The sequence below is a fragment of the Psychrobacter sp. AntiMn-1 genome (assembly GCF_001854065.1).
Lineage (GTDB): Bacteria > Pseudomonadota > Gammaproteobacteria > Pseudomonadales > Moraxellaceae > Psychrobacter > Psychrobacter pacificensis.
The window spans coordinates 1,380,069-1,400,839 of sequence record NZ_CP012969.1 but is presented as its reverse complement, the minus strand read 5'-3'; the positions used below and the strand labels follow the sequence as shown (position 1 = coordinate 1,400,839).

Below are 20,771 nucleotides of genomic sequence, written 5' to 3'. Positions count from 1 at the left end.
TATGAAAGTTGTGAGGGTTCGCCTATAGGGCGCGGGTGCTATATCAATATAACGTCACTGTTTGGCATCTTAGCGATAATGCTTACCTCACCACCTAACGCTCTAACATAGTTTTGCAAAGTCGATAGCTGAATGTCTTTACCGCTTTCTACCTTTGATATGCTGGCTTGTGACACACCCATAATGACGGCAAGCTCAGTCTGCTTTAGCTGTTTGCTTTTGCGTATTTTGGCAAGCTCAATAGACTGGCTTAATATCTTAGATTTATTATTGATCGCTTGTTGTCTATCGGCTGGCAAGTCTGCTACATAGTCATTTAGTGCGCTAAAATGTGTCATAGATTAAACCTCGGTTTTTATATTCCCTCATAATACAACAATACAGTTATATTTTGTCGGGTTTTGAGCTATTGGCTTTAGCCTACTACTATAAAAATGAAAGTATCAGCCATAAAAAAAGGCAGACGCTAACGCCTACCTTATATTATTTTTGCCTGCATCTACTTTTTTGCTTGGGACACTTGGGACAACGGGACAGCGCCCGTACTTACTGGCTTTCAGCTGTCCCAGCCCTTTTTTAGCCTTTGGGACACTTGGGACAGATTAACAGATTGCGCTATTTTGTCCCAGCTGTCCCAATGGTGTTTTAACGCTTGGGACAGGCTCTAACCCTTGCTGTGTATGGGTTGTCCCAGCTGTCCCAGTGCTTTTTGTAGTTTCACAACTTAATATCTCACCTTTGACCGCATAAACACGCTGGCGGTTCTTTTTGAATGGTAAAGGCACTTTGCACGTTTTACGATTACTCTCAGTCACATTTAAAAATCCTGCTTCATCTAACACTTGTAAGACTTTGCTTTTGTTAAATGGTGAACAGACTTCATCAAAGGTACTGGTAGAGAAATAATATTCCCCTGTGTCGTAGTTATGATAGCCAGCACGGTTTGTTATCTTAGTTTCAAAGTCTTGGTACGTGTGAATATGGCAAGGCTGAAAACGGCTTGATCCGTGCTGTTCAATAAATGCCTTAATATGCTCTATGATTTGGCGCTGCTCATGCTCACCATCACGCCCGTAGTTATCGAGCCAGTTATCTAAGCAAATCATTACAGCTGTAGTTGCTTGTCCTACTTGCCAGCCCGTTATACCTGCCTGTGTTGCCAGTTCTCCAGCTGCGCTCACGATAGCGAACCGTTTAGCAACTCTATGCGCCTGTGCTGTCAGGTCGCTGTACTGACTCATGAAGTCATCTACAAGCTGCTTAGCGGTGGCGGTGGTCGCTGCCTTGTCACTGGTGATATGTTCTAGCCATGCAATGCCAGCTGATCCATAGTAAGCGTGTGATAGCTCTTTAATCCTATCGGCTTGTGCTTCGCTTGTTTCTGCCAGTACCAAACTATCAAAGGTTTTTAACCCTTTGCCAGCATCAGCATCAATATGCGCTACTCGAACCTCGATACCTACATTGGTTTTTTGTCCTGCTTGCGCCATGAAGTTTTGTAGCGACTCCTCACCATTAGACAAAAAGATAATGCGCCATGTTTTGGCTATACGATTGTGTCCCGTGGTGGTACTACGTCCTTTACCTTGACCATTAGCCAGCATATAAACGGTTTTGCCTACTATTTTGGGATCACATTCGCTGATCTCATCAAGTGGTAAAAAACTGTCGTTGTGCTCGCTTGCTGTGCCTTCTAGAGCGTTATCAGTGCTGCGCCATGTCTTAACGTACCTGTCAGGATTGCCCCATACACTAGCAGCCACCTTGAGCGATAATGACTTACCCATGCTTGATGATCCTAAAAGGTGAAAACCGCCCCCGTCATACTCTAATAGCTCCAGTAATTGACCTGCGAACGCGCAAGCAATAGAGAACACAAAACGGCTTTGCTCTGCTAGTGGCTTGCATAAGTTATCGCGCCACTGTGCTAGCTCTCCTTGCTGGGTTAGGGTGCTGTTGATACTGTTTGCAGACTGATAGACAATAAGCTGCTTACCATCGCTGCCTATGGCTCTGTCAGGTAATATATATTGCTTATCGTGCCAGCCTAACTTATCCACGCATAACGCCCGTTTGTGAATAGGGTATTTTTGAATATAGGTGTCTAAGTAGCTGCGCTGTTTGGGGTTGGTGGTAATGTTTAGTCCTTGACTGGCAAGCTCCTTGCGGTATTCCCTTGCATCACCTTGCAGTAGCGATAACGGCATTGACCACGTATGCAATACGCTGTCATCATCGCGCCATTGCAGTAACCGCCCCCATGTAGTGCTGCCTGTGTCCCGTGTCTTAGCGATAACTTCTATAGGTGAACAAACAAACGCCTTAGACTTAAAGGTAATGTTTGCTGGGTCATCATCGTTATACTTTACGAAAAACAATCCATCGTGATATAGCTCAAAACGCCCATCACTATAGATCATCGGTTCATTCAGCTGGGGATCATCGCGCCATTCAGGATAATAGGCAGTATCTTGTAAGTTGATTAGCTGGGTGTCATCAGCTGCTAGTATCGCTTTGTAGCTGTCATGCTGCAGCATAGTGACGATATGAGCCACAGTAACCAATGCTTGAGCCTTTACACCTGCTAATAGGTTTATTAAGCCCTTGTCATCAAGCGTCATAGGTACGGTAACAAGTGAACCGCTGCTCCAGTGCTGCACCATCTTTTTAAGGCATTGCTTTGTTTTGTGAGGGCTGACAATGATTGTTTTATCACTGCTCATCAGGTAGCTGTAAACATCAATACCGCTATCAAGGTCATTAAAAGCTATGACCTCATGGGCTTTGTTTGGCTCACCAATGACGATAGCGCCATAACCTGTAGGATCAATGACAATGGGCTTTGCTTTGCTGTTTGGTGTGTAGAATACCGCGCCTACAATATCGCCTTGTTTATCGGTCAATGCTAAGCCTATAGTGTTGGCTGTTGGTTCGGTTTTGCCAATTTGTTCACCATAATATATAGTAGTATTACCTGTAACGAATAGCAGCCGTTCAGGTTCTAGCATGTCATTAAGTTTGATTAAAAACGGATCGTTTGCCAGCTGTTCCTCTGTAGCTGGCTTGCAATCTTGTAAGAGAGTATGAGCGCCCATGTTGTCCGCATGGGCTTTTTCTTGGCTGTTTGTTGGTGTGGTGGTCATCTGTTCCCCCTTGCCTGCGTGTGGTTCGGCTTGCGCTCGGCTCTATATTTCTTGTAGTAGCTTTTGCGCTTGGCGTGCTTACGGCTCTGCTTTGGTGGGTAGGTTTTCATTCTGCACCTACCTTGCTATGGCCATTCATCACTAGGGATTCGTTGAGGGTGTCTAATTGCGTGTGCAGTATCTCTGCCCATGTGCAAGTAGCATCATGTGCTAAACGCGCTAATGCTTCGGCTGTATGAGCCTGTATCTTGTCATAGTGAATAAGTGCCAGTAACTGACCAACATCATGTAGAGCGCCAGCTGCACCGCTAATATCACAAGCAAGGTTTGATAAATCATGTGACGATATGATAATGACATCGGTATCGTTAGGACTAGTTAAGTCGATAACTTTACGCTGGTTAATTTGGGCAATAGACAAGCCGTCATCTAAGCCCTCAGGGGCTTGATTAGCTAGTGTTGTAGTGTTTGAAGTCGTGCTGATTGATTTACCCATGATGGATAACTCCTTGTAGTTTTTGAGTGTATGCCACGCTATACGGTAAAAGTATAGGGTGACGGGTCTTACTCTCGGTTCTACAAGAAACCGCCCCGCATATTCGCCTTACGGCTGTTTTATTTTGCAGCGTCAACCCGTCATAGTCGGTCGGTGAGGTGTTCACCTTAGATATGATGGTTTGCCCCCTTGTGGCGCATGTGTGCGCTTGTGAGGCTGTGCTAGATTGTATAGTAACAGCTTGAGAGGCTGCGCTATTATCAGGCACAAAAAAAGCCAAAATGCCACGGCTGGCTTGTCCGCTTGTAGATTTTGAGAGGCCTATATAGTAACCGCTGCTATCATCGGTTGCAATCTGTTTTGGTTGTACTTGCTGGCAAGCTACCAGTGAGAGTAGCAAGCCAATACCTGCCACCCATGCCATAAAGATAGTAAATCTTAGCAGTAAGCCACGTTTACCCGTCTGTTTGCGATTGTGCGCCCCGTGTTGGGCTTTTAGATTGGGTTTGGTATGGTTATCACTCATGATCTGTTACCTCCAGCTCAGGCAGTAAGATAAGCCCGTCCATCTGTTCGCTTAAAATGGTTGCCAGCTCACTATTAGCGAGTAGGGCAGACCTTACAGCGACTATTACGCCCTTACTGGTATCATCATCGGTACTGATCGCACTAAGCGCCATTGCTAGGCTCTCAGCATCGTTTGATAGGTCTTGTATGCGGTCATTAATGACAGACAGATAATAGCTATCTACTGCCACTAGGCGCGGTTCTAATATGTCGTTTGATTGGCTCACTTAGTTCACCTCACTGTTAGATAGTTCGCTTTCAAGCAAAGTCTGCTCATCAAGCCAATAGACAGAAAAACGCTTGTCATTGTGCGTAACTATTTCGCTTTGAATGGTTAGCCCTGCGGTTCTTAGGTCATGTATGCGCTGTGCTAGGCATGTGATTTGATAAAGGCGGTATGCGTCCCATGTGGTGATAGTTGCCCCTGTCATCAGGTGCTCTCTAACAGTGTCAATCTGTGTCTTAGGTGCTGGCTGGTCGGTCACTGGGGCGTTACTGGTGGCTGTGGTCATCATGGCTCTATATCTCGCTAGTGGTTGAGGTGTGAGAGTTAAGCCATTCGTGAACGTCTGCATAGCTCCATGCTGTCATAGTTGGTGATAGCTTTCTGCCAGCTGGGAAACGTCCATCTTTTGACCATTCAAACAAGGTGGTTTTGCTAAAAGGTAGGAACGGCAAAATGTCCTTAGCTCTGCCCATGCCAGTAGTAGGCAGTTGCATAGCTGGACTGTTTGCGCTGGTTGGTTCGGTGTCGTGAGGGGTGTTGTCAGTAAAAGGAATTACTGGGGTGTCTTGGGTTGGGTGTGTCATTGTGTATAGCTCCATGTAGTGTATTGAGCCGTAACGGACGCTACGGCTTACATGGTCTATGTTAGGGGGTAAGCATAGGTGTCAGAAAAGGGTGTCACCTCAATAAAATGGTGTCGGTAAGTGGTGTCACCTCCAAACGATAAAGGTTTGAAGCCAATTTTAAATTAGGGTGACACGTTGAGGTGTCATCTTATCAGTATGGGATAATAGGCAAGCAAATTGCTATTTAAAAAAACCACTCCAGTTATAGTTTTTCTGCTCTCTAGGTGTGGTAATAGCTGTAATTCTGTCTATAAACCTTTGGTCTTTAGGCAAATCTTTAAAATGCTTCAAGACTAGAGGAACTTTTGATGAATGAGATAGGTTTTGGTTTAAATCGTTATCTTCTAAATAAATATAGTTCCAGACATAGTGAGCAACTATTAGTTCAGGTGCTATATTCGCTTGACTAGAATCAATGAATGCTAGTTTATTATTTCTAAAGCTCAACTCTTTCTGCATCTTATAGAAGTCAAAACCTAAGTCAACATTTATATTATCAAGAGTCTTTATGCGACTTATAAAAACTTCAGCCAAATCCTTCAATCTCAAAAACATTTCCAAAGCTCTATTGTCCGCTAAGAATTTATAAAATTCATTCTGCCATTCTTCTGCTTCCTTATAGCTTGTAAATTTAATAGACCTCTTGCAAAAGTCATAATTTAAGCTCGGAATTAATGATACCAGCAAACAGCTTCATTCTAAGATCATAGCGCTGACGACGGTTGCGATATTTATGAGCCACGATTTTAAACAACTTGATTAAGCCTATTTTGTGCTCAACCACAATACGGAACTTTGCCAGATAGTGATTGGCCTGTTTGCATATCTCCAATAACTGACCACCACGAGGTTTCTTAAATGGTGTGAAAGTTTGGTTATGTAGCTTTGCTAACCCTTGATAACCACTGTCTGCTAGATAGTTAGTGTTCTCAGGTAACCAATCAGGACAAGTATCTTTATACAGCTTAAAATCGTGGATTGACCCTTTACAGGTTTGCACATCAAGTATCAAACCGGTTTGCCAATGAACGATAACCTGCGCTTTTAAGGTGTGTTGTTTTTTCTTACCGCTGTAGTAGTCTCTTTGGTTTTTTTTGGACGCTCAATTGGGGTTTCGGTGGCATCGACAATGACGACGCTCCAATTGATGTCCTCATCGACACGACTAGGCAGCTTTTTAGGCAATTCAAACTTGCCAGAGTCAATCAGTGTGTCTTCTACTTTACGAATGATACGGCTAGCAGAAGACTCATGAATACCAAAGTCCATACTGATATGATAAAGCGTGCGGTATTCACGCCAATAAGTCAGGGCTAGTAGTATCTGCTCCTTAAGACTGAGCACACTTGGTCTGCCTGATTTGGTCTTAGATGCTTCATGCTCTTGCATGGCCTCAAGCATGTCATAAAAGGTGGCTTTATGAATGCCAGTGTAGCGTTTAAAACCAGCGTCACTTTGTTTGAGTAGCTTATCTATGTTTGGCATGGTTCTTAGACAACGATGAATGTTCTTCTTATTTTAATTCCCTCTGCTACTTTTGCAAGAGGTCTATTACTTCCCATTGAGCATAAGTTTGAACCATTTTATTATATAGTTGAACTATAGATTCATTATTCACCTCGTAATTATCAGAGTAACTCCTTGATAAGCTTTCAGTTTTTCCAGTTACGGTATTATATAGAGCTTGTGCCAATTTATATGCGTTATCATCTTTAATTATTAGTTGCGTAGTGTCTTGAGTCATTATTAGTTATCCTACTAATTAATTATGATAACTCATCGTCTCCTAAGAGTTTGCTCTGAGTATTTTTTTAGCTCTTAGATTAACACACCAAGTGCAACGCTAATTAATAGAAAGATTATAGTGTTTTCTATAAATACTTTCAATCCATATAAAAACAAAAAAAGCCACCCCCTAAAGAGTAGCCTTTTCATCAATTATTACCTAAGTTCTACTAACTCACTTCTTTCATCGCTTGCTTAAGCATCGGCTTTAAAAACTCACCCGTGTGTGAGCCTTCGACCTCTGCGACCTCTTCTGGCGTACCCTCAGCGATGATCATACCGCCGCCTTTACCGCCTTCAGGGCCAAGATCAATCACCCAATCCGCGGTTTTGATAACATCCAAGTTATGCTCAATGACCACGATGGTGTTACCTTTATCGCGTAGCGCATGCAAGATGTTGAGCAGCTTATCGATATCATGGAAATGCAAACCTGTGGTTGGCTCATCCAAGATATAAAGCGTCTGTCCCGTGTCGCGTTTGGCAAGCTCGCGTGCCAGTTTCACCCGCTGCGCTTCACCGCCAGATAGTGTCGATGCAGACTGACCCAAGCGAATGTAGCTCAGCCCCACATCCATCAACGCTTGCAGGCGACGATAGATCGCTGGAATCGCCGAGAAGAACTCAGTGGCGTCCTCTACCGTCATCTCGAGCACGTCAGCGATGGTTTTGCCTTTATAGTGAATCTCTAAGGTCTCGCGGTTATAACGCTTGCCTTCACAGGTGTCACACGGCACATACATATCCGGTAAAAAATGCATCTCAACTTTGATGAGACCATCGCCTTGGCACATCTCACAGCGTCCGCCTTTGACGTTGAAGCTAAAGCGCCCAGCTTTATAACCACGTGCGCGGGCTTCTGGTGTCTGGGCGAACATCTCACGCACGGGAGTGAAGACGCCAGTATAAGTCGCAGGATTGGAGCGCGGGGTACGACCAATTGGGCTTTGATCGATATCGACCATTTTATCCAAATGCTCAAGACCGCTAATGCTGTCATGCTTATCCGCGATTAGCGTTGAGGCATTGTTTAATTGTGTGGCGGCGATAGGCATAAGCGTACGGTTAATCAGCGTTGATTTACCAGAACCCGATACACCCGTGACACAAGTCATCACCCCAACGGGCAGGCTCAGATCGACGTCTTTTAGGTTGTTGCCTGAGGCGCCTTTGAGCTCGATAGTCATCGGTACCTTTTTTGTTTTGGCTTTCGCTTTACCTTTAACCTCGACCTCTACGGTTTTGGCTTTATGCCGCACTTTTGGTATCTCAATGCGTTTTTCGCCCGACATATATTGTCCGGTGAGCGAGTCTGGCGTTGCCATCACTTCATCCACCGTGCCCTCGGCGATGATATGACCACCGTGTACGCCAGCCCCAATACCGATATCGATGACGTGATCCGCTTGACGAATCGCATCTTCATCGTGCTCAACGACCAGTACGGTATTACCTAAATCACGCAAGCGTGTTAAAGTTTTAAGCAAGCGGTCGTTATCACGCTGATGCAAGCCAATGGACGGCTCATCAAGGACATACATGACGCCCATCAGACCGGCACCAATTTGACTGGCCAAACGAATACGCTGCGCTTCACCGCCGGATAGGGTTTCGGCAGAGCGTGCTAGGGTTAGATAATCGAGGCCAACGCTAACGAGGAAGTTTAAGCGCTCGTTAATCTCTTTAAAGATCTTCTCTGCCACTTCACCTTTATGACCGTCAATCTTTAGAGTCTTATAATAGTCCGCCGCGTCGCCAATAGAGAGCTTGACGATGTCAGCGATGGTTTGTTCATCGACACGCACATTGCGCGAAATCTCGTTCAGACGCGCGCCATCACAGACATTACACGTGGTATCAGCTAAGTATTTAGCCAGCTCATCGCGGACGAGGTTACTTTGCGTTTTGGCATAACGGCGCTCAAGATAGGGTAGTACGCCTTCAAAAGGAACGGTTTTATTGGTTTTACGTCCGCGCTCATCGGTAAAGTTAAAGGTGAGCTTTTCTTTACCTGAGCCGTGCATGATCAGCTCTTGCTGCTTTTTGGGCAGCTCCGTCCACGGTGTATCCATATCGATTTTAAAATGCTTACAAACGGTAGTTAGCAGCCCAAAATAGTACGAGTGGCGCTTATCCCAACCGTTAATCGCGCCTTGATTGAGCGTCTTATCAACATGAGTAATGAGCTTTTCAGCAGCGAAATACTGACGCTTACCGAGTCCATCACAAGTTGGGCAAGCACCGTAGGGGTTGTTAAAACTAAACATGCGCGGCTCAAGCTCAGGTACAGCGCGATCACAAATCGGACAGCTGTGCTTGGCAGACATCACTTGATTATCAGAGCCGCCCTCAGTAGGGTTACCATCCATAAAGTGCAGCGTCACTAGACCTTGTCCCAAACGTAGCGCGGTCTCCAAGCTCTCAGCGACACGGTTGCCCAAGTCATCACGTACTTTAAAGCGATCAACCACCACTTCGATGGTGTGTTTTTTCTTTTTATCGAGTGTCGGTAGCTCGTCAGTATCATAGACATGACCATCGACGCGTACGCGTACAAACCCTTGACCGATCAATTGCTCAAGCAGCACTGTATGCTCTCCTTTACGCTCACGCACTACTGGCGCAAGAATCATAAGCTTGGTCTCATCGGGGAGTGCCATAACCTGATCAACCATCTCGGTCACCGACTGCGCCACCATAGGTTCGCCATGCTCTGGGCAATAAGGCGTACCGATACGCGCGTATAATAGACGCAGGTAATCATAAATCTCAGTGATCGTACCGACCGTTGAGCGTGGATTATGGTTGGTCGATTTTTGCTCAATAGCAATTGCCGGTGACAAGCCTTCGATGCTATCGACTTCCGGCTTTTCCATCTGCGATAAGAACTGGCGCGCATATGCTGACAAACTCTCGACATAGCGACGTTGCCCTTCAGCATATAGCGTATCAAAAGCCAAGGACGATTTACCAGAACCGGATAAACCAGTGATTACCACGAATTTATCTCGTGGAATGTCTAAATCAATGTTTTTTAAATTATGAGTACGTGCGCCGCGTATTGCGATATGGTCATGTGCCATCGTTTATGGGTTTCCTATTTGCTAAAAGAGTATTGGGAAATATCTCAAATGAAAAGGTAAATACGGATCAGTAAAATTATGGGTTAAAAACGCGAATGATTTCTAAATTTATAATGTCGTTATAAATAGCTCTGTTATAAAAAATATGGTTATAAATAGTGCTTTTATAAAGTGTTCATACGTTCGTGAAGTAAGGGCTATACATGCCAATTTACTGTTTTCTTATTTTGCAGTCTTTGATGCGATTGATTTCTGTTCGACTAAGCAAATCTAAATCAAACCCCTGTTAAGTAACAGGCATCGTTTGTTATGGTTTTGACCAAAAATGTCATTTTACAGAGGAGTTTGTCGTTTGAACTGTCGTTCGAGCTAATGAATAATAATGTTTATAATGCCTTACTTTATTGTTATGGCGACCGCATTATTCAAGGTGTGATTGCGCATCTGACGCAGTTGGTAACAAAATAATTGCGTAGTATGAATGGCTTGGGTTGATGCGCTATAGGCGGGGGCGTCAGTAAGACAAAAGTCTCGGCAACCAAACGGCGAATGTCTTATACTAGAGGGCTTGATTTATAGGCCAGTGTCTTGATAAACCAGTAGTGATAAATCATGGTGCAGTACAAGTACCAGCAGTGAAAAAACAGCAATGATCAATCAGTGAGGCAAGTATGAATAGCGTAGAGAAACGGGCAATCCTCGGAGTCGGTGGCATCTTTGCCTTGCGTATGATTGGCTTGTTTATGATTGTGCCGGTGTTTTCTGTTTATGGTGACAATTATGCACACGCGACGCCGTTTTTGATTGGTCTGGCAGTTGGTATTTATGGACTAGGACAAGCGATCTTTCAGATACCGATGAGCCTTGCCGCTGATAAATTCCCACGTAAACCGATTATATTTTTGGGATTGATACTGTTTGCAGTCGGCGGCATGATTGCAGCAAATGCGACGGATATTTATCAGGTCATCATCGGGCGCGCGCTGGCAGGAAGCGGTGCGGTTTCTGCGGTGCTCATGGCATTGCTTGCCGACGTCACCCGCGAGGAGATGCGCACCAAGGCAATGGCGACGATGGGCTTGACCATTGCCACCTCTATTATGTTGGCCTTTGCCTTTGGGCCGTTATTAGTAGGCTCGCTTGGTATCTCAGGATTGTTTTGGCTGACGGCAGCATTTGCTATTTTAGCGATGCTGCTACTTTTTGTCGTACCCACGCCAATGCGCGTGCTCAAGCACAATCTGGATAACAAATCGATCGGTGAGCAACTCGCTACTGTGCTCAAAATCGGCGACTTAAACCGTTTGCACTTTGGAATTTTTGCGCTGCATTTGACCATGACAGCGATATTTGTAATCTTGCCGCATCAGCTCACAGAGGTGATGGGTCTATCGGTACGTCAGCAAGGCTTGGTCTACTTGCCGCTATTGTTTGTCGGCTTTGCCGTCGCCATTCCCTTTATTATCATCGCTGAAAAGAAGCGTAAAATGCGCCAAGTCTTTCTAGCTGCTATCGCCTTAATGACTGCAGCCTTGGCATTTCTTGCTTTTGGTAGTCAGGTTGGTGTTGGTATTATTTTTGGATTGCTACTGTACTTTATGGGTTTTAATTTGCTTGAGGCGACGATTCCATCTTGGATATCTAAGCGTGCACCAGTCGCCAATAAAGCAACCGCGATGGGGCTTAATTCATCGAGCCAGTTTTTAGGTGCGTTCGTTGGTGGCGCGATGGGCGGGCTGCTATTGAATCAGTCTAACTTGCTGGCATGGGGGCTGTTGTCACTTGTCATGGGCATCGCATTGCTGCTGATTACACCCATTGCCCAGCCACCTTATCTGTCGAGCACGACAGTAACCATTCCTAAAAACATCAATATCCAAGATTGGTCTCGGCAGATGCTAGCAGTCGATGGCGTGGATGAACTGGTCGTTATGGCAAAGGAGCAAGTCGCTTATTTAAAATTAGACAAGACCCAACTGACGGATGATTCGCGACAAGCACTGTCGCATCTGGCACAAAGCCCACTAGATATTTAAACAAAAATTGGTTAAAGTAAAATCATATCATTGATAGGAATCATTTTTTCTATCGAATAATTATTCATAAGTAAAAGGACGGTATCATGCGCGGAGTTAATAAAGTTATCATCATCGGTAACCTTGGAGCAGATCCTGAGGCACGCCAGTTCAATAATGGCGGTAGCGTGACTAATATCTCGGTTGCGACATCTGAGCAGTGGACGGATAAACAAAGCGGTGAAAAAAGAGAAGCGACAGAGTGGCATCGTATCTCACTGTTTAATCGTTTGGGTGAAATCGCTGCACAGTATCTGCGTAAAGGCAGCAAGGTCTATATTGAAGGTAGCTTGCGTACGCGTAAGTACCAAGACCAGAACGGTCAAGATCGTTATATTACGGAGATTCGAGCTGAGCAAATGCAGATGCTTGATGGTATGAGTGGTGGCCAAAGCGATAATGGAGGCTTTAGTAACAATCAAGGTGGCCAGAACTCAAACAGTTACGGCAACCAAGGCGGTCAAAGCAACCAAAATAATTTCGGTCAGCAAGCAGGTGGCCAGCCAGCACAGCGAGGCGGCTACAATAACCAACCGAGTGGCGGTCAGAACAGCTTTAATAACCAAAATGCACCTGCGCCGCAAAATCAGTTTAATCAACCCGCGCAATCTAAGCCTACGGCAATGTCAGATGGCCCTGTAGACGATGATATCCCGTTTTAGGAATACAATAACCTGATAGTGTAGAGAAAAGTCATTAGAGCCTATATTTATAGGCTCTTTTTTTGTTTAAAAGATAAAGATTTGAACAAGTATCTTTGAATTAAAAATCCCGTTAATAGCGGGGTTTTTTAGTTTTTATGAATAAATTATTAGAAAATTACCTATATGTTTATATTCACGCGATATCAGAGATTAAGTATCAAATAATAGACTTGCTTATTGTTATTTTGCTAATAAAAAACAAAACTTATGTTTATTTTTCATTCTGCTATTAAAGGCTGGAAATATATGCGATTACTATTGAGTGGTTTATCAAGGAAGTGTGGTTATTCACTGTTGTATATATAGTGAATTCAGTATAAAAACGATACAGTGGGACTGGGATAAATTTTTCGCAGCCTCTGTCTGCGTAGGCACAGCACGCGAGGAAAATTTAGACCAGTTCCACCTTGATATATAATGTATCTGTTTTATTTAGGATTGACTATAACCGTTATTTTTTAAAAGCGTTGTTGCCATTATTTTTATTTTCAATTTTTATATTGAAATTTATAAAAACTACCTTCCATACCTTATATAAACCGTTTGTGCTATCCAATTCAATTAGTGCTAACAGTCTATTAATGACATTGATATACTCTATTTAATTAAATAGTATAGCTGATTTTAAGCGCCAAGGTTGCATGTAAAGCATCAGTTAACAATAAATTCAAATCTATCAGAGTTTGGCCATTCATGGCTGAAAAGAACAAAAATTAACTGGGTCGGCGTCTTATCGGTAAGATGCCTATCTTGCTGTCAATACTGAGTATAAAGCATGAACTACGGTGACGTGTTTCGCAAAAGCGATTTAGGTAGAGCAGAAATAAAATCTCAAAGTCTCGGTATATTGCCGCGAGAAGCGAGAACATTGCTGATTATGATTGATGGCAAGCGCACGTATCAAAACTACCTTGATACGCTTGATAATAGCAAAATGTTTGCTGATTTTGGCGGTGTTGGGCCTTTATTTGAATTACTTTTAGAGCTTGAGTGTATTGAACTGATTGGTGCTGCTAACGCTAGTTCGCAAATCCAAACAGCGCCTCAGGTATCTACTGTAAACGAAGCACCTACTGTTCCTCAAGTACCAGTCGCTAAGCAACCTCAATCTACAGACAACTCATTTGATATCAGTACTGAGATAGAGTTCGATCGTACTTTTAATAGCAAACCGCCAAGCAAAATTGCAGAGACTGGCAAAAAGTCTATCGGTATTATGTTTAAGGCAAAAGTTGCTGGTGCCAACTATGGAACCCTTAAATCTGACTTGGCGACCTACATTGAAAAAAATGCACTACCTGCAGAAGCTTGGGGCTATTTACTGAGTCTAGAGCAGTGTGAGGACAGCGCGCAATTATTACTGTTGGCACAAGAAGTACAAAAGAGCAGTAACGCGAATCTAGCACGTGGTATGAGCAAATTTATCAAAAAAATTCAACAGTCACGTTAGTACGGCCATTGATGAGTGATTAGCAATACCTGCACCGCCTTTTTTATAAATCTAGCAAATTAATTGGAAAAAATTATGGAGTCAGTCGATCTCTCAGAGTCAAATAGTCTAAAAATGCGGCAGGGTGAGCATATCATTTTGCGTCTGACTTATATCAGTCGTTATAACAACGATAACCTCAACGGTGAGGTAACTCGTATCCTTGAGCAAGCTCAGCAAAATAACGAGCGCAATGGTATCACTGGTGCGTTGGTGTTTAACCATAACTACTTTTTACAAAGTATCGAAGGGGCTAGGCCGGTTATCAATGGCTTGCTTAGAAAGCTTGTGCAAGATGAGCGTCATCATTCCCTGCAAGTCATAGAATGCTGTGAGGTTGAGCAGCGTCATTGGAACAAATGGTCAATGAAGTATTTGATTCCAAGCGATGAGAACAAGGGGCTTGCACTGAAGTTTTCGACAGGTAACGAATTCAATCCTTATTTGATGAGCACCAATCAGATTATGATGTTGATTGACACCTTATCAGAGCTTCAAGAGCAAGAAGAGCAGCGTGCCTCTCAAAAGAAAAAACCGTGGTATGCCCTTGGTTAATTGAGTAATGTCTATAAATGCGATCCGCTTTCATAATATTTGTATAAGAGAACAAACATGACATCAACACACGCAGATGCCCATATCTTAGTGAGCATGACCTATGCCAGCCGCGCAAACCCAAATGTATCAGCGACCGATTTCAATGAAATATTACAGCAAGCACAGATAAATAACGCTGCTAATAGTATCACTGGGATGCTAACGTTCAATAAAGATTATTTTTTGCAGACGATAGAAGGCCCAAGAGCGCAAATTAATCGATTGCTATACAGTCTCATTTCCGATGAGCGTCATCACGACCTACAGATTATTGACACACGTGAGCTAAAGCATAGGGAGTGGGCGAAATGGTCAATGAACTATGCGTCTCCGACCGAAGAGAACGCCGCAATCTATTTAAAGTACTCTACGACTATTGGTTTTAACCCTTACCTGCTAAATGCTGAATCTGCTCATGGGTTGATGAATGAGCTGAATGCACAAAAAGGCTAAATAAAAGTCGTTAGGGTTTAGACAAGCATTCGTTCGCAAGCTCATATGCTTTTGCTACAGCGCCTAGTTATCAGATGCTAATAAATCAGATTTATTAATATAGTGTATTAATGAATATTATTTTATTAAAAAATGAAAAAGTACTAATATTCAGGGAATACCGCATTTAAGAAACACTATAGAAAATAGAAATTTGTTGAGCTAAGTTTCGATAAGTAATTATTGTCGATAGCCATTTGCTATATAAGGTATAATGAATGCTTGTGTTTGCCAGCAATATTTTTATTATTCATGTTTATTAAAATAATTATGAATAATCTTTGATTAATCAAAAATCAAATTAACCCTTAAAAACTATTAATTTTTGAATAATGAATGAGTCATCATTCAGGTATCCCAATAGGCACAATGTCTCTATTGAGGTGATATTTTTTATCCGACAGTTGGACTTACTATGAGTAAAAATAACGCAATTGATTTAGATAACTTAAACGTAGATGAACTACGTGCCATCAGCGAAAATGCCCAGCAGCTTATTGCCAAAAAACAGCATCAGCGTTTGTATGATGCTTATATTCAGTTTGAGCAAATTGCAGAAGACAGCAACGCTACGATTGAAGAGATCTTAAAAGCTGGTGAAAAACTAGAGAAAAAACGCAGTATTAAGTATCGCAATACTGATAACAAGGAAGAAACTTGGACTGGTCGTGGACGTAAACCAACGTGGTTGGTTGAAGCACTAGCAGCAGGTCGTGGCCTTGAAGATTTTGCTATCTAATTAGGCTATCCAATTAGATAGTTTCGAGTCGTAACACAGTACGGGACGGAGCTTATCAGTCTTATGGATAATGGTTTATTTACAATCATTTAGTCATAAGCACTGAGGCTTTGCAAAATAAAAAAGCCAGTATCTTTATTGCCAATATTTTGGTAAAAAGATACTGGCTTTTTTTCTGTCATCTATAGGTCATTGTTTGTTATGATAATGACGTTTTTGTCTTATATAAGAGTTGTGCAACCGTGGCCCAAGTATCTGAGTTGTCTCATAAGCGTCCCCGCAAGCTTTGGTGGCTGATCGGATTTGTATTGTTTGCCTTATTTGCCCTATTGCAAATGCCAGCGGCATGGCTAATCCAAAAGTATGCACCCAATACGCCTTATGTGCAGCATGTGTCTGGCAATGTATGGCAGGGCTCTGCCATTTGGCAAATTCCTCTATCATCGACACCGCTCACAGGGATGGCCAAATGGTCATGGCAGCCATGGCAACTGCTCACAGGCAAGCTTGGTGCCGATGTGACTATCAACTCAGAGCAAACGAGGTTGAACGGACAGGTAAAGCTGGGTTTAAACTCATGGCAAGTTGATGATATGAGCGGAAAGATTGCTCCTGAGACTTTGGCAAGTGTGGTTGATTGGCAACTGCCTAACACACCCATTCAAGTCAATGGCGTTTCGTTAAAGCGTCAGTCTAGCGACAATGCATCATCGGAATCCGCTGAGAATGAGTCTGCTAAAAATGCGGCGGGATTTAGTGAAGCTGATGGTCAGTTGACCTGGGTTGGCGGTGAAGTCGGTTATCCGAGTGGTGGTAAGGTTTTTTATATCACTATGCCTGCATTGCGAGCTGAGCTGAGTGCTGAGCAAAAGAACAATAAAAATCTGCTGCATATCAATCTATTGAATAATCAAGATAAGCGCTTAGGCGATCTGTATATAGACGGGGATAACATGCTAGATGTCAGTCTGACTCAGCGCTTACTAGAAAACATGCCTGAATATAAAGGGCAAGCACCGCAGGATACACCAGTCGTTAGTTTGCGCCAGCCGCTGCTAGCTGGTCTGGGGGCGCCCTAAATGTCAAATATTGCTGCCAGCTTAAAGCCTGTCGTAAATACTCTCAATCGTTTTTCAGGGTGGTTGTTGCTACTGGCAATTGCTTGGCTATGTTGGACAGCGGCGCGTCTTTTGTGGTTACTATTAGCAGCGCCCTTAGCACCAGCATTGCCGCTAGCCCCTTTGCAAAACAATACAAAGTCTGCCAATGACTATAGTGGTTTGTTTGCGATATTTGCGGACCCTGACCCTATTGCAGCGGCAGTCCAGCCACCACCCAATGTTGAGCTTAAAGGCGTACTACTCGCTATACCGGAGAGCATGTCTTCAGCGTTGCTTAACATTAATGGTGAGGTGAAAAATTACCGAATTGGTGATGGACTAAAAGACAGCGACTATATTCTTGTCGCTGTTGACTGGAATTCGGTTATTATCGCGGATGCCAATGATAAAGAAACAGTGATTAGCATGCCAGATGCTATGTCGCTAGATCAAAGTGATATGCTGGCAGGCGGCGTCAGTAATCAGCGTCTGCCAGACAATAGTATGTTACCGACTGCGCCTCAGACACTACAAGATACGCCGCCTGAACCGACAGAGACGAATGGTGAAAGCAGTCCGCAAACGGCGATTGAAGAGGCGGTCACCGCGCTGCAAGAAAATCCTGCCAGTTATTTGAGTAGAATGGGGGTGATGGCCTCAGGTGAAAGCTATCAAGTCACCGCAGCGATGCCATCGAAGTTGCGCAATCGACTCGGACTGGAGCCAGGCGACAAAGTGTTGACAGTAAACGGACAAAACGTGGGCAATAATCCTGCTCAGGATGCAAGCGTATTGCAGCAAGTACAGCAAGCAGGCGAAGCACAAATCGAGGTTCAACGTGGTGAGCAAGTTATTACTATCCGCCAGCAGTTCTAATAAGACGGACTTTTAGCAAAGAGTGCTCGTTAAACACTCAGTACATATGACGCAATATCACTGTAGGTAATTATCAATATGGTAAGTTTTCATCAATTTTCAGCCACACCGTTACACCGTATCCTGCCGCGTTTGATGCGCCTGTGTCGTCCTCTTTGCCTAGCGGTACCCTTATGGGCTGCTAGCATGGGCCTAGCGAGTGCTGAGAGCTGGAAGGTAAACCTACAAGATGCCGATATCAAAGCTTTTATTAATGAGGTGGCAACCATCACTGATCAAAACTTTGTCCTTGATCCTCGTATCAATGGCAATGTGACGGTCATCTCAAACAAAGCCTTATCGCGTGATGAGATTTATCAGCTGTTCTTAAGTGTCATGCAGGTCAATGGGATTGCAGCGATAGAGGCAGGTACGACAATCAAACTGGTGCCAGATAATGTCGCCAAGCAGTCTGGTGTCGCCGTTGATTTGCGCGGCAATAGTGTCGGTGAGTCGCTTGCAACCCGAGTGATTTATTTGACGAATACTCAAGCAGCAGAAGTATTGGGCGTTATAAGACCTTTAATGCCGCAGTCTGCACATGCCGCCGCTGTGCCTGGTGTGAACGCGCTGGTGCTATCAGATCGCGCGGATAGCCTGAACCAACTCACGGCCCTTATCCGTGACTTGGATAGCAATATTAATGATAGTCTGCAAGTGATACCACTACGCCACGTCGATGCCGAACGTATGATGGAGCTAATCAGTGCCTTGGTGGCAAGCGCTGGTAGCGGACAAGCACAAGGTGGTAATAATCAACTCAAAGTGATCGCTGATTCATCAAGTGATCGATTGCTGGTCAAAGGCAGCCCTGAGATGATTGCCAAAGTTCAGGAGATGGTTAATCAACTAGATACCACACCGACAAGAAGACTGAGCGGTTTACGTGTCTTTCGCCTAAAGTATGCCAGCGCCAGTCATATTGCTGATATGCTACGAGGCCTTTTGGCCAATCAATCGATTAATAGCGCTGGAGCCACCTCAACGTTAGAGTCCGCTTCTTTAAATGATGCAAGCAGTACAGGGGCAACCATTAACAGTGCGGCGAGTGAGAGTATTGGCAGTAGCAGTAGTACATCAGTTGTGCCTACTAGCAATACAAGTGGAAGCGGTACAGGCGTTGGTGGAAAACCCTTTAGTATCATCGCTGACGAGACACAAAATGCCGTTATCGTCAATGCTGCCCCTGAGCTGATGTTTGAGATTGAAGATGCGGTCAATCAATTGGACAGTCGCCGCGCACAAGTCTTGATTCAAGCTGCTATCGTCGAAGTTTCAGGTGATGATGCAACCCAGCTAGGCGTTCAGTGGGCGCTTGGTAATGCCAATAGTGGCTATGGTGTCGTCAACTTCAATAATGTCGGTGCTAGTGCGACCACCTTGGCCGCTGCCGCATTGGGTGGTAGTGCTGCTGCGGGCGCCGCAGGTATTAGCTCCGCTGCCAGCTCTATCGTTGGTGCTTTGGTTGGGATTGGCGATAGCCGAAAAGACAGTCAGGGTAATACGGAATTTTATGGTGCCATTTTGCAGGCACTCGACTCTTCTACCAGTGCCAATCTATTGTCCATGCCGTCTATTTTGACATTGGATAATGAAAAGGCCAGTATCTTGGTTGGTCAAAACGTACCTTTTGTCACAGGTTCTTATACTACCAGTGGTAACAACTCAAACAACCCTTTTCAGACCATTGATCGTCAAGATATTGGTATCAATCTTAACGTTATCCCTCATATTGGTGATAATGGCACCGTACGTTTGGAGGTCTCACAAGAAGTATCTTCCGTCGTACCAGGTACTACTGGCAATGCTAGTGGTTTGACTACCAATAAAAGTCTCATTAATACAACGATTTTAGCCGATGATCAGCAGACCATCGCCCTAGGTGGTTTGATGCGTGACAATAGCACCACACGCCAGCAAAAAGTTCCGGGCTTAGGAAATGTACCAGTGATTGGCAGGTTGTTCCGCTCTGACAATGACAGTACTCAAAAGAGTAACTTGATTATATTTTTACAACCAACCATCTTACGTGATGGTGGCGCGGTTGCCAGTGTGACCGAGCGTAAATTTAACCAGATGCGTGTACTGCAATTGGTCATCGATAAAAATGGTACGATCAAACAGCTCCCGTTGAGCGGAACACAGGGCTGGGATGGTAATGTCGATGCAGACTATGAATTGATGCCGCTCAACCCCCTTATTCCTAAGCGCGATCAAACCCCGCGGTCAACCCCTCAAGGTTTCACTAAGGTAGATAGTCCCAACGATGGTATAACGACATATCCTCTCAATCGTTAAAGCAGCTATTAACCACCACTTTAAACAACTGATATATTAAATCAGCACAAGCCAATGTACGATGTAATAAACAAAAATTACATCATACATTGGCTTGCGTATTCGTAACACAGCTAAACAGAGCGACCGTCGTATTTTACGTATACTAAACTTTAGTGAGATAAAAATAGGTATGCACATTTATATCCATAAAATTGGTGCTGTATCAATAGGTAGAGACAATCATGGCAAATCATAAAAGGGGTAAAAGTTGGCTGGTCTTGGGTGCTGTGGCCACCGCCTTATTGATTATTCCTCGGCGTAGTAGTCGAAAATCCGATAAGGTGACTGACACTAATATCGCAAATTTAAAAAATAAGAATGCTCATCACGGGGATAAGGATACCCAGTAGGGGCGCATAGCGCTTTATAGTGAACGCGGCATCGCTTGAATAGG

At 44.0% G+C, this 20,771-nt stretch carries 20 protein-coding genes and 1 pseudogene; 9 read left to right on the top strand and 12 right to left on the bottom strand.

Features of this window, described 5'->3' with window-relative positions:
* Nucleotides 1-38 precede the first annotated feature (38 nt).
* The 12 genes and pseudogenes from AOT82_RS05900 to uvrA form a co-directional block, all read right to left on the bottom strand.
* The gene (locus AOT82_RS05900) at nt 39-338 is read right to left on the bottom strand and encodes a helix-turn-helix domain-containing protein (RefSeq protein ID WP_071002215.1); all 300 of its coding nucleotides are present in this window, start codon (nt 336-338) and stop codon (nt 39-41) included.
* Between the two features lie 264 nt (nt 339-602).
* Nucleotides 603-3,143 carry a DUF927 domain-containing protein gene (locus AOT82_RS05895; protein ID WP_071002214.1) on the bottom strand — a complete coding sequence of 847 codons (2,541 nt, stop codon included), beginning with the start codon at nt 3,141-3,143 and terminating at the stop codon, nt 603-605.
* A 106-nt stretch (nt 3,144-3,249) separates the two neighbouring features.
* Nucleotides 3,250-3,639 carry a hypothetical protein gene (locus tag AOT82_RS05890; RefSeq protein ID WP_071002213.1) on the bottom strand — a complete coding sequence of 130 codons (390 nt, stop codon included), beginning with the start codon at nt 3,637-3,639 and terminating at the stop codon, nt 3,250-3,252.
* Nucleotides 3,632-4,165, bottom strand: a complete 534-nt coding sequence (locus AOT82_RS05885) for a hypothetical protein (RefSeq protein ID WP_071002212.1) — start codon at nt 4,163-4,165, stop codon at nt 3,632-3,634. The genes AOT82_RS05890 and AOT82_RS05885 overlap by 8 nt, the downstream gene beginning before the upstream one ends.
* A complete protein-coding gene (locus tag AOT82_RS05880) occupies nt 4,158-4,433 on the bottom strand; it encodes a hypothetical protein (RefSeq protein ID WP_071002211.1) in 276 nt (91 codons plus the stop codon). Before AOT82_RS05880 ends, AOT82_RS05885 begins: the two co-directional genes overlap by 8 nt.
* On the bottom strand, nt 4,434-4,721 hold the full coding sequence (locus AOT82_RS05875; protein WP_197496749.1) for a helix-turn-helix domain-containing protein: 288 nt from the start codon (nt 4,719-4,721) through the stop codon (nt 4,434-4,436).
* A gap of 4 nt (nt 4,722-4,725) precedes the next feature.
* Entirely contained in the window at nt 4,726-5,016 is a 291-nt protein-coding gene (locus tag AOT82_RS05870) for a helix-turn-helix transcriptional regulator (protein WP_227517191.1), read from the bottom strand.
* A gap of 222 nt (nt 5,017-5,238) precedes the next feature.
* The gene (locus AOT82_RS05865) at nt 5,239-5,745 is read right to left on the bottom strand and encodes a hypothetical protein (RefSeq protein WP_071002209.1); all 507 of its coding nucleotides are present in this window, start codon (nt 5,743-5,745) and stop codon (nt 5,239-5,241) included.
* Nucleotides 5,711-6,094, bottom strand: a pseudogene (locus tag AOT82_RS05860) (transposase family protein); the annotation flags it as partial. The pseudogene AOT82_RS05860 and the gene AOT82_RS05865, both read right to left, overlap by 35 nt.
* Before the next feature lie 8 nt (nt 6,095-6,102).
* Complete coding sequence (locus tag AOT82_RS05855; RefSeq protein ID WP_071002207.1) at nt 6,103-6,543, bottom strand: IS5/IS1182 family transposase; 441 nt, start codon at nt 6,541-6,543, stop codon at nt 6,103-6,105.
* A 46-nt stretch (nt 6,544-6,589) separates the two neighbouring features.
* Entirely contained in the window at nt 6,590-6,802 is a 213-nt protein-coding gene (locus tag AOT82_RS05850) for a hypothetical protein (RefSeq protein ID WP_071002206.1), read from the bottom strand.
* Between the two features lie 211 nt (nt 6,803-7,013).
* Nucleotides 7,014-9,926 carry an excinuclease ABC subunit UvrA gene (uvrA, locus tag AOT82_RS05845; protein WP_071002205.1) on the bottom strand — a complete coding sequence of 971 codons (2,913 nt, stop codon included), beginning with the start codon at nt 9,924-9,926 and terminating at the stop codon, nt 7,014-7,016.
* Between the two features lie 671 nt (nt 9,927-10,597).
* On the opposite strand from uvrA, the gene AOT82_RS05840 reads away from it, so the two are divergent.
* From AOT82_RS05840 to gspD, 9 genes are all read left to right on the top strand, one after another.
* Complete coding sequence (locus AOT82_RS05840) at nt 10,598-11,962, top strand: MFS transporter (RefSeq protein ID WP_071002204.1); 1,365 nt, start codon at nt 10,598-10,600, stop codon at nt 11,960-11,962.
* Between the two features lie 86 nt (nt 11,963-12,048).
* The gene (gene ssb, locus AOT82_RS05835; protein ID WP_071002203.1) at nt 12,049-12,663 is read left to right on the top strand and encodes a single-stranded DNA-binding protein; all 615 of its coding nucleotides are present in this window, start codon (nt 12,049-12,051) and stop codon (nt 12,661-12,663) included.
* A gap of 817 nt (nt 12,664-13,480) precedes the next feature.
* A complete protein-coding gene (locus AOT82_RS05830) occupies nt 13,481-14,155 on the top strand; it encodes a hypothetical protein (protein ID WP_071002202.1) in 675 nt (224 codons plus the stop codon).
* Between the two features lie 75 nt (nt 14,156-14,230).
* The gene (locus AOT82_RS05825) at nt 14,231-14,749 is read left to right on the top strand and encodes a BLUF domain-containing protein (protein ID WP_071002201.1); all 519 of its coding nucleotides are present in this window, start codon (nt 14,231-14,233) and stop codon (nt 14,747-14,749) included.
* A 57-nt stretch (nt 14,750-14,806) separates the two neighbouring features.
* Nucleotides 14,807-15,244, top strand: coding sequence for a BLUF domain-containing protein (locus AOT82_RS05820; protein ID WP_071002200.1), 438 nt, complete (start codon nt 14,807-14,809; stop codon nt 15,242-15,244).
* Nucleotides 15,245-15,698: 454 nt separating this feature from the next.
* Nucleotides 15,699-16,022, top strand: coding sequence for an H-NS histone family protein (locus AOT82_RS05815; protein ID WP_071002199.1), 324 nt, complete (start codon nt 15,699-15,701; stop codon nt 16,020-16,022).
* 242 nt (nt 16,023-16,264) lie between these two features.
* Complete coding sequence (gspN, locus tag AOT82_RS05810) at nt 16,265-17,101, top strand: type II secretion system protein N (RefSeq protein WP_083328865.1); 837 nt, start codon at nt 16,265-16,267, stop codon at nt 17,099-17,101.
* Nucleotides 17,102-17,998: a type II secretion system protein N gene (locus AOT82_RS05805; RefSeq protein WP_071002198.1), complete on the top strand. Its 897-nt coding sequence runs from the start codon at nt 17,102-17,104 to the stop codon at nt 17,996-17,998.
* 78 nt (nt 17,999-18,076) lie between these two features.
* A complete protein-coding gene (gene gspD, locus AOT82_RS05800) occupies nt 18,077-20,335 on the top strand; it encodes a type II secretion system secretin GspD (RefSeq protein WP_071002197.1) in 2,259 nt (752 codons plus the stop codon).
* The last annotated feature ends 436 nt before the right edge of the window (nt 20,336-20,771 follow it).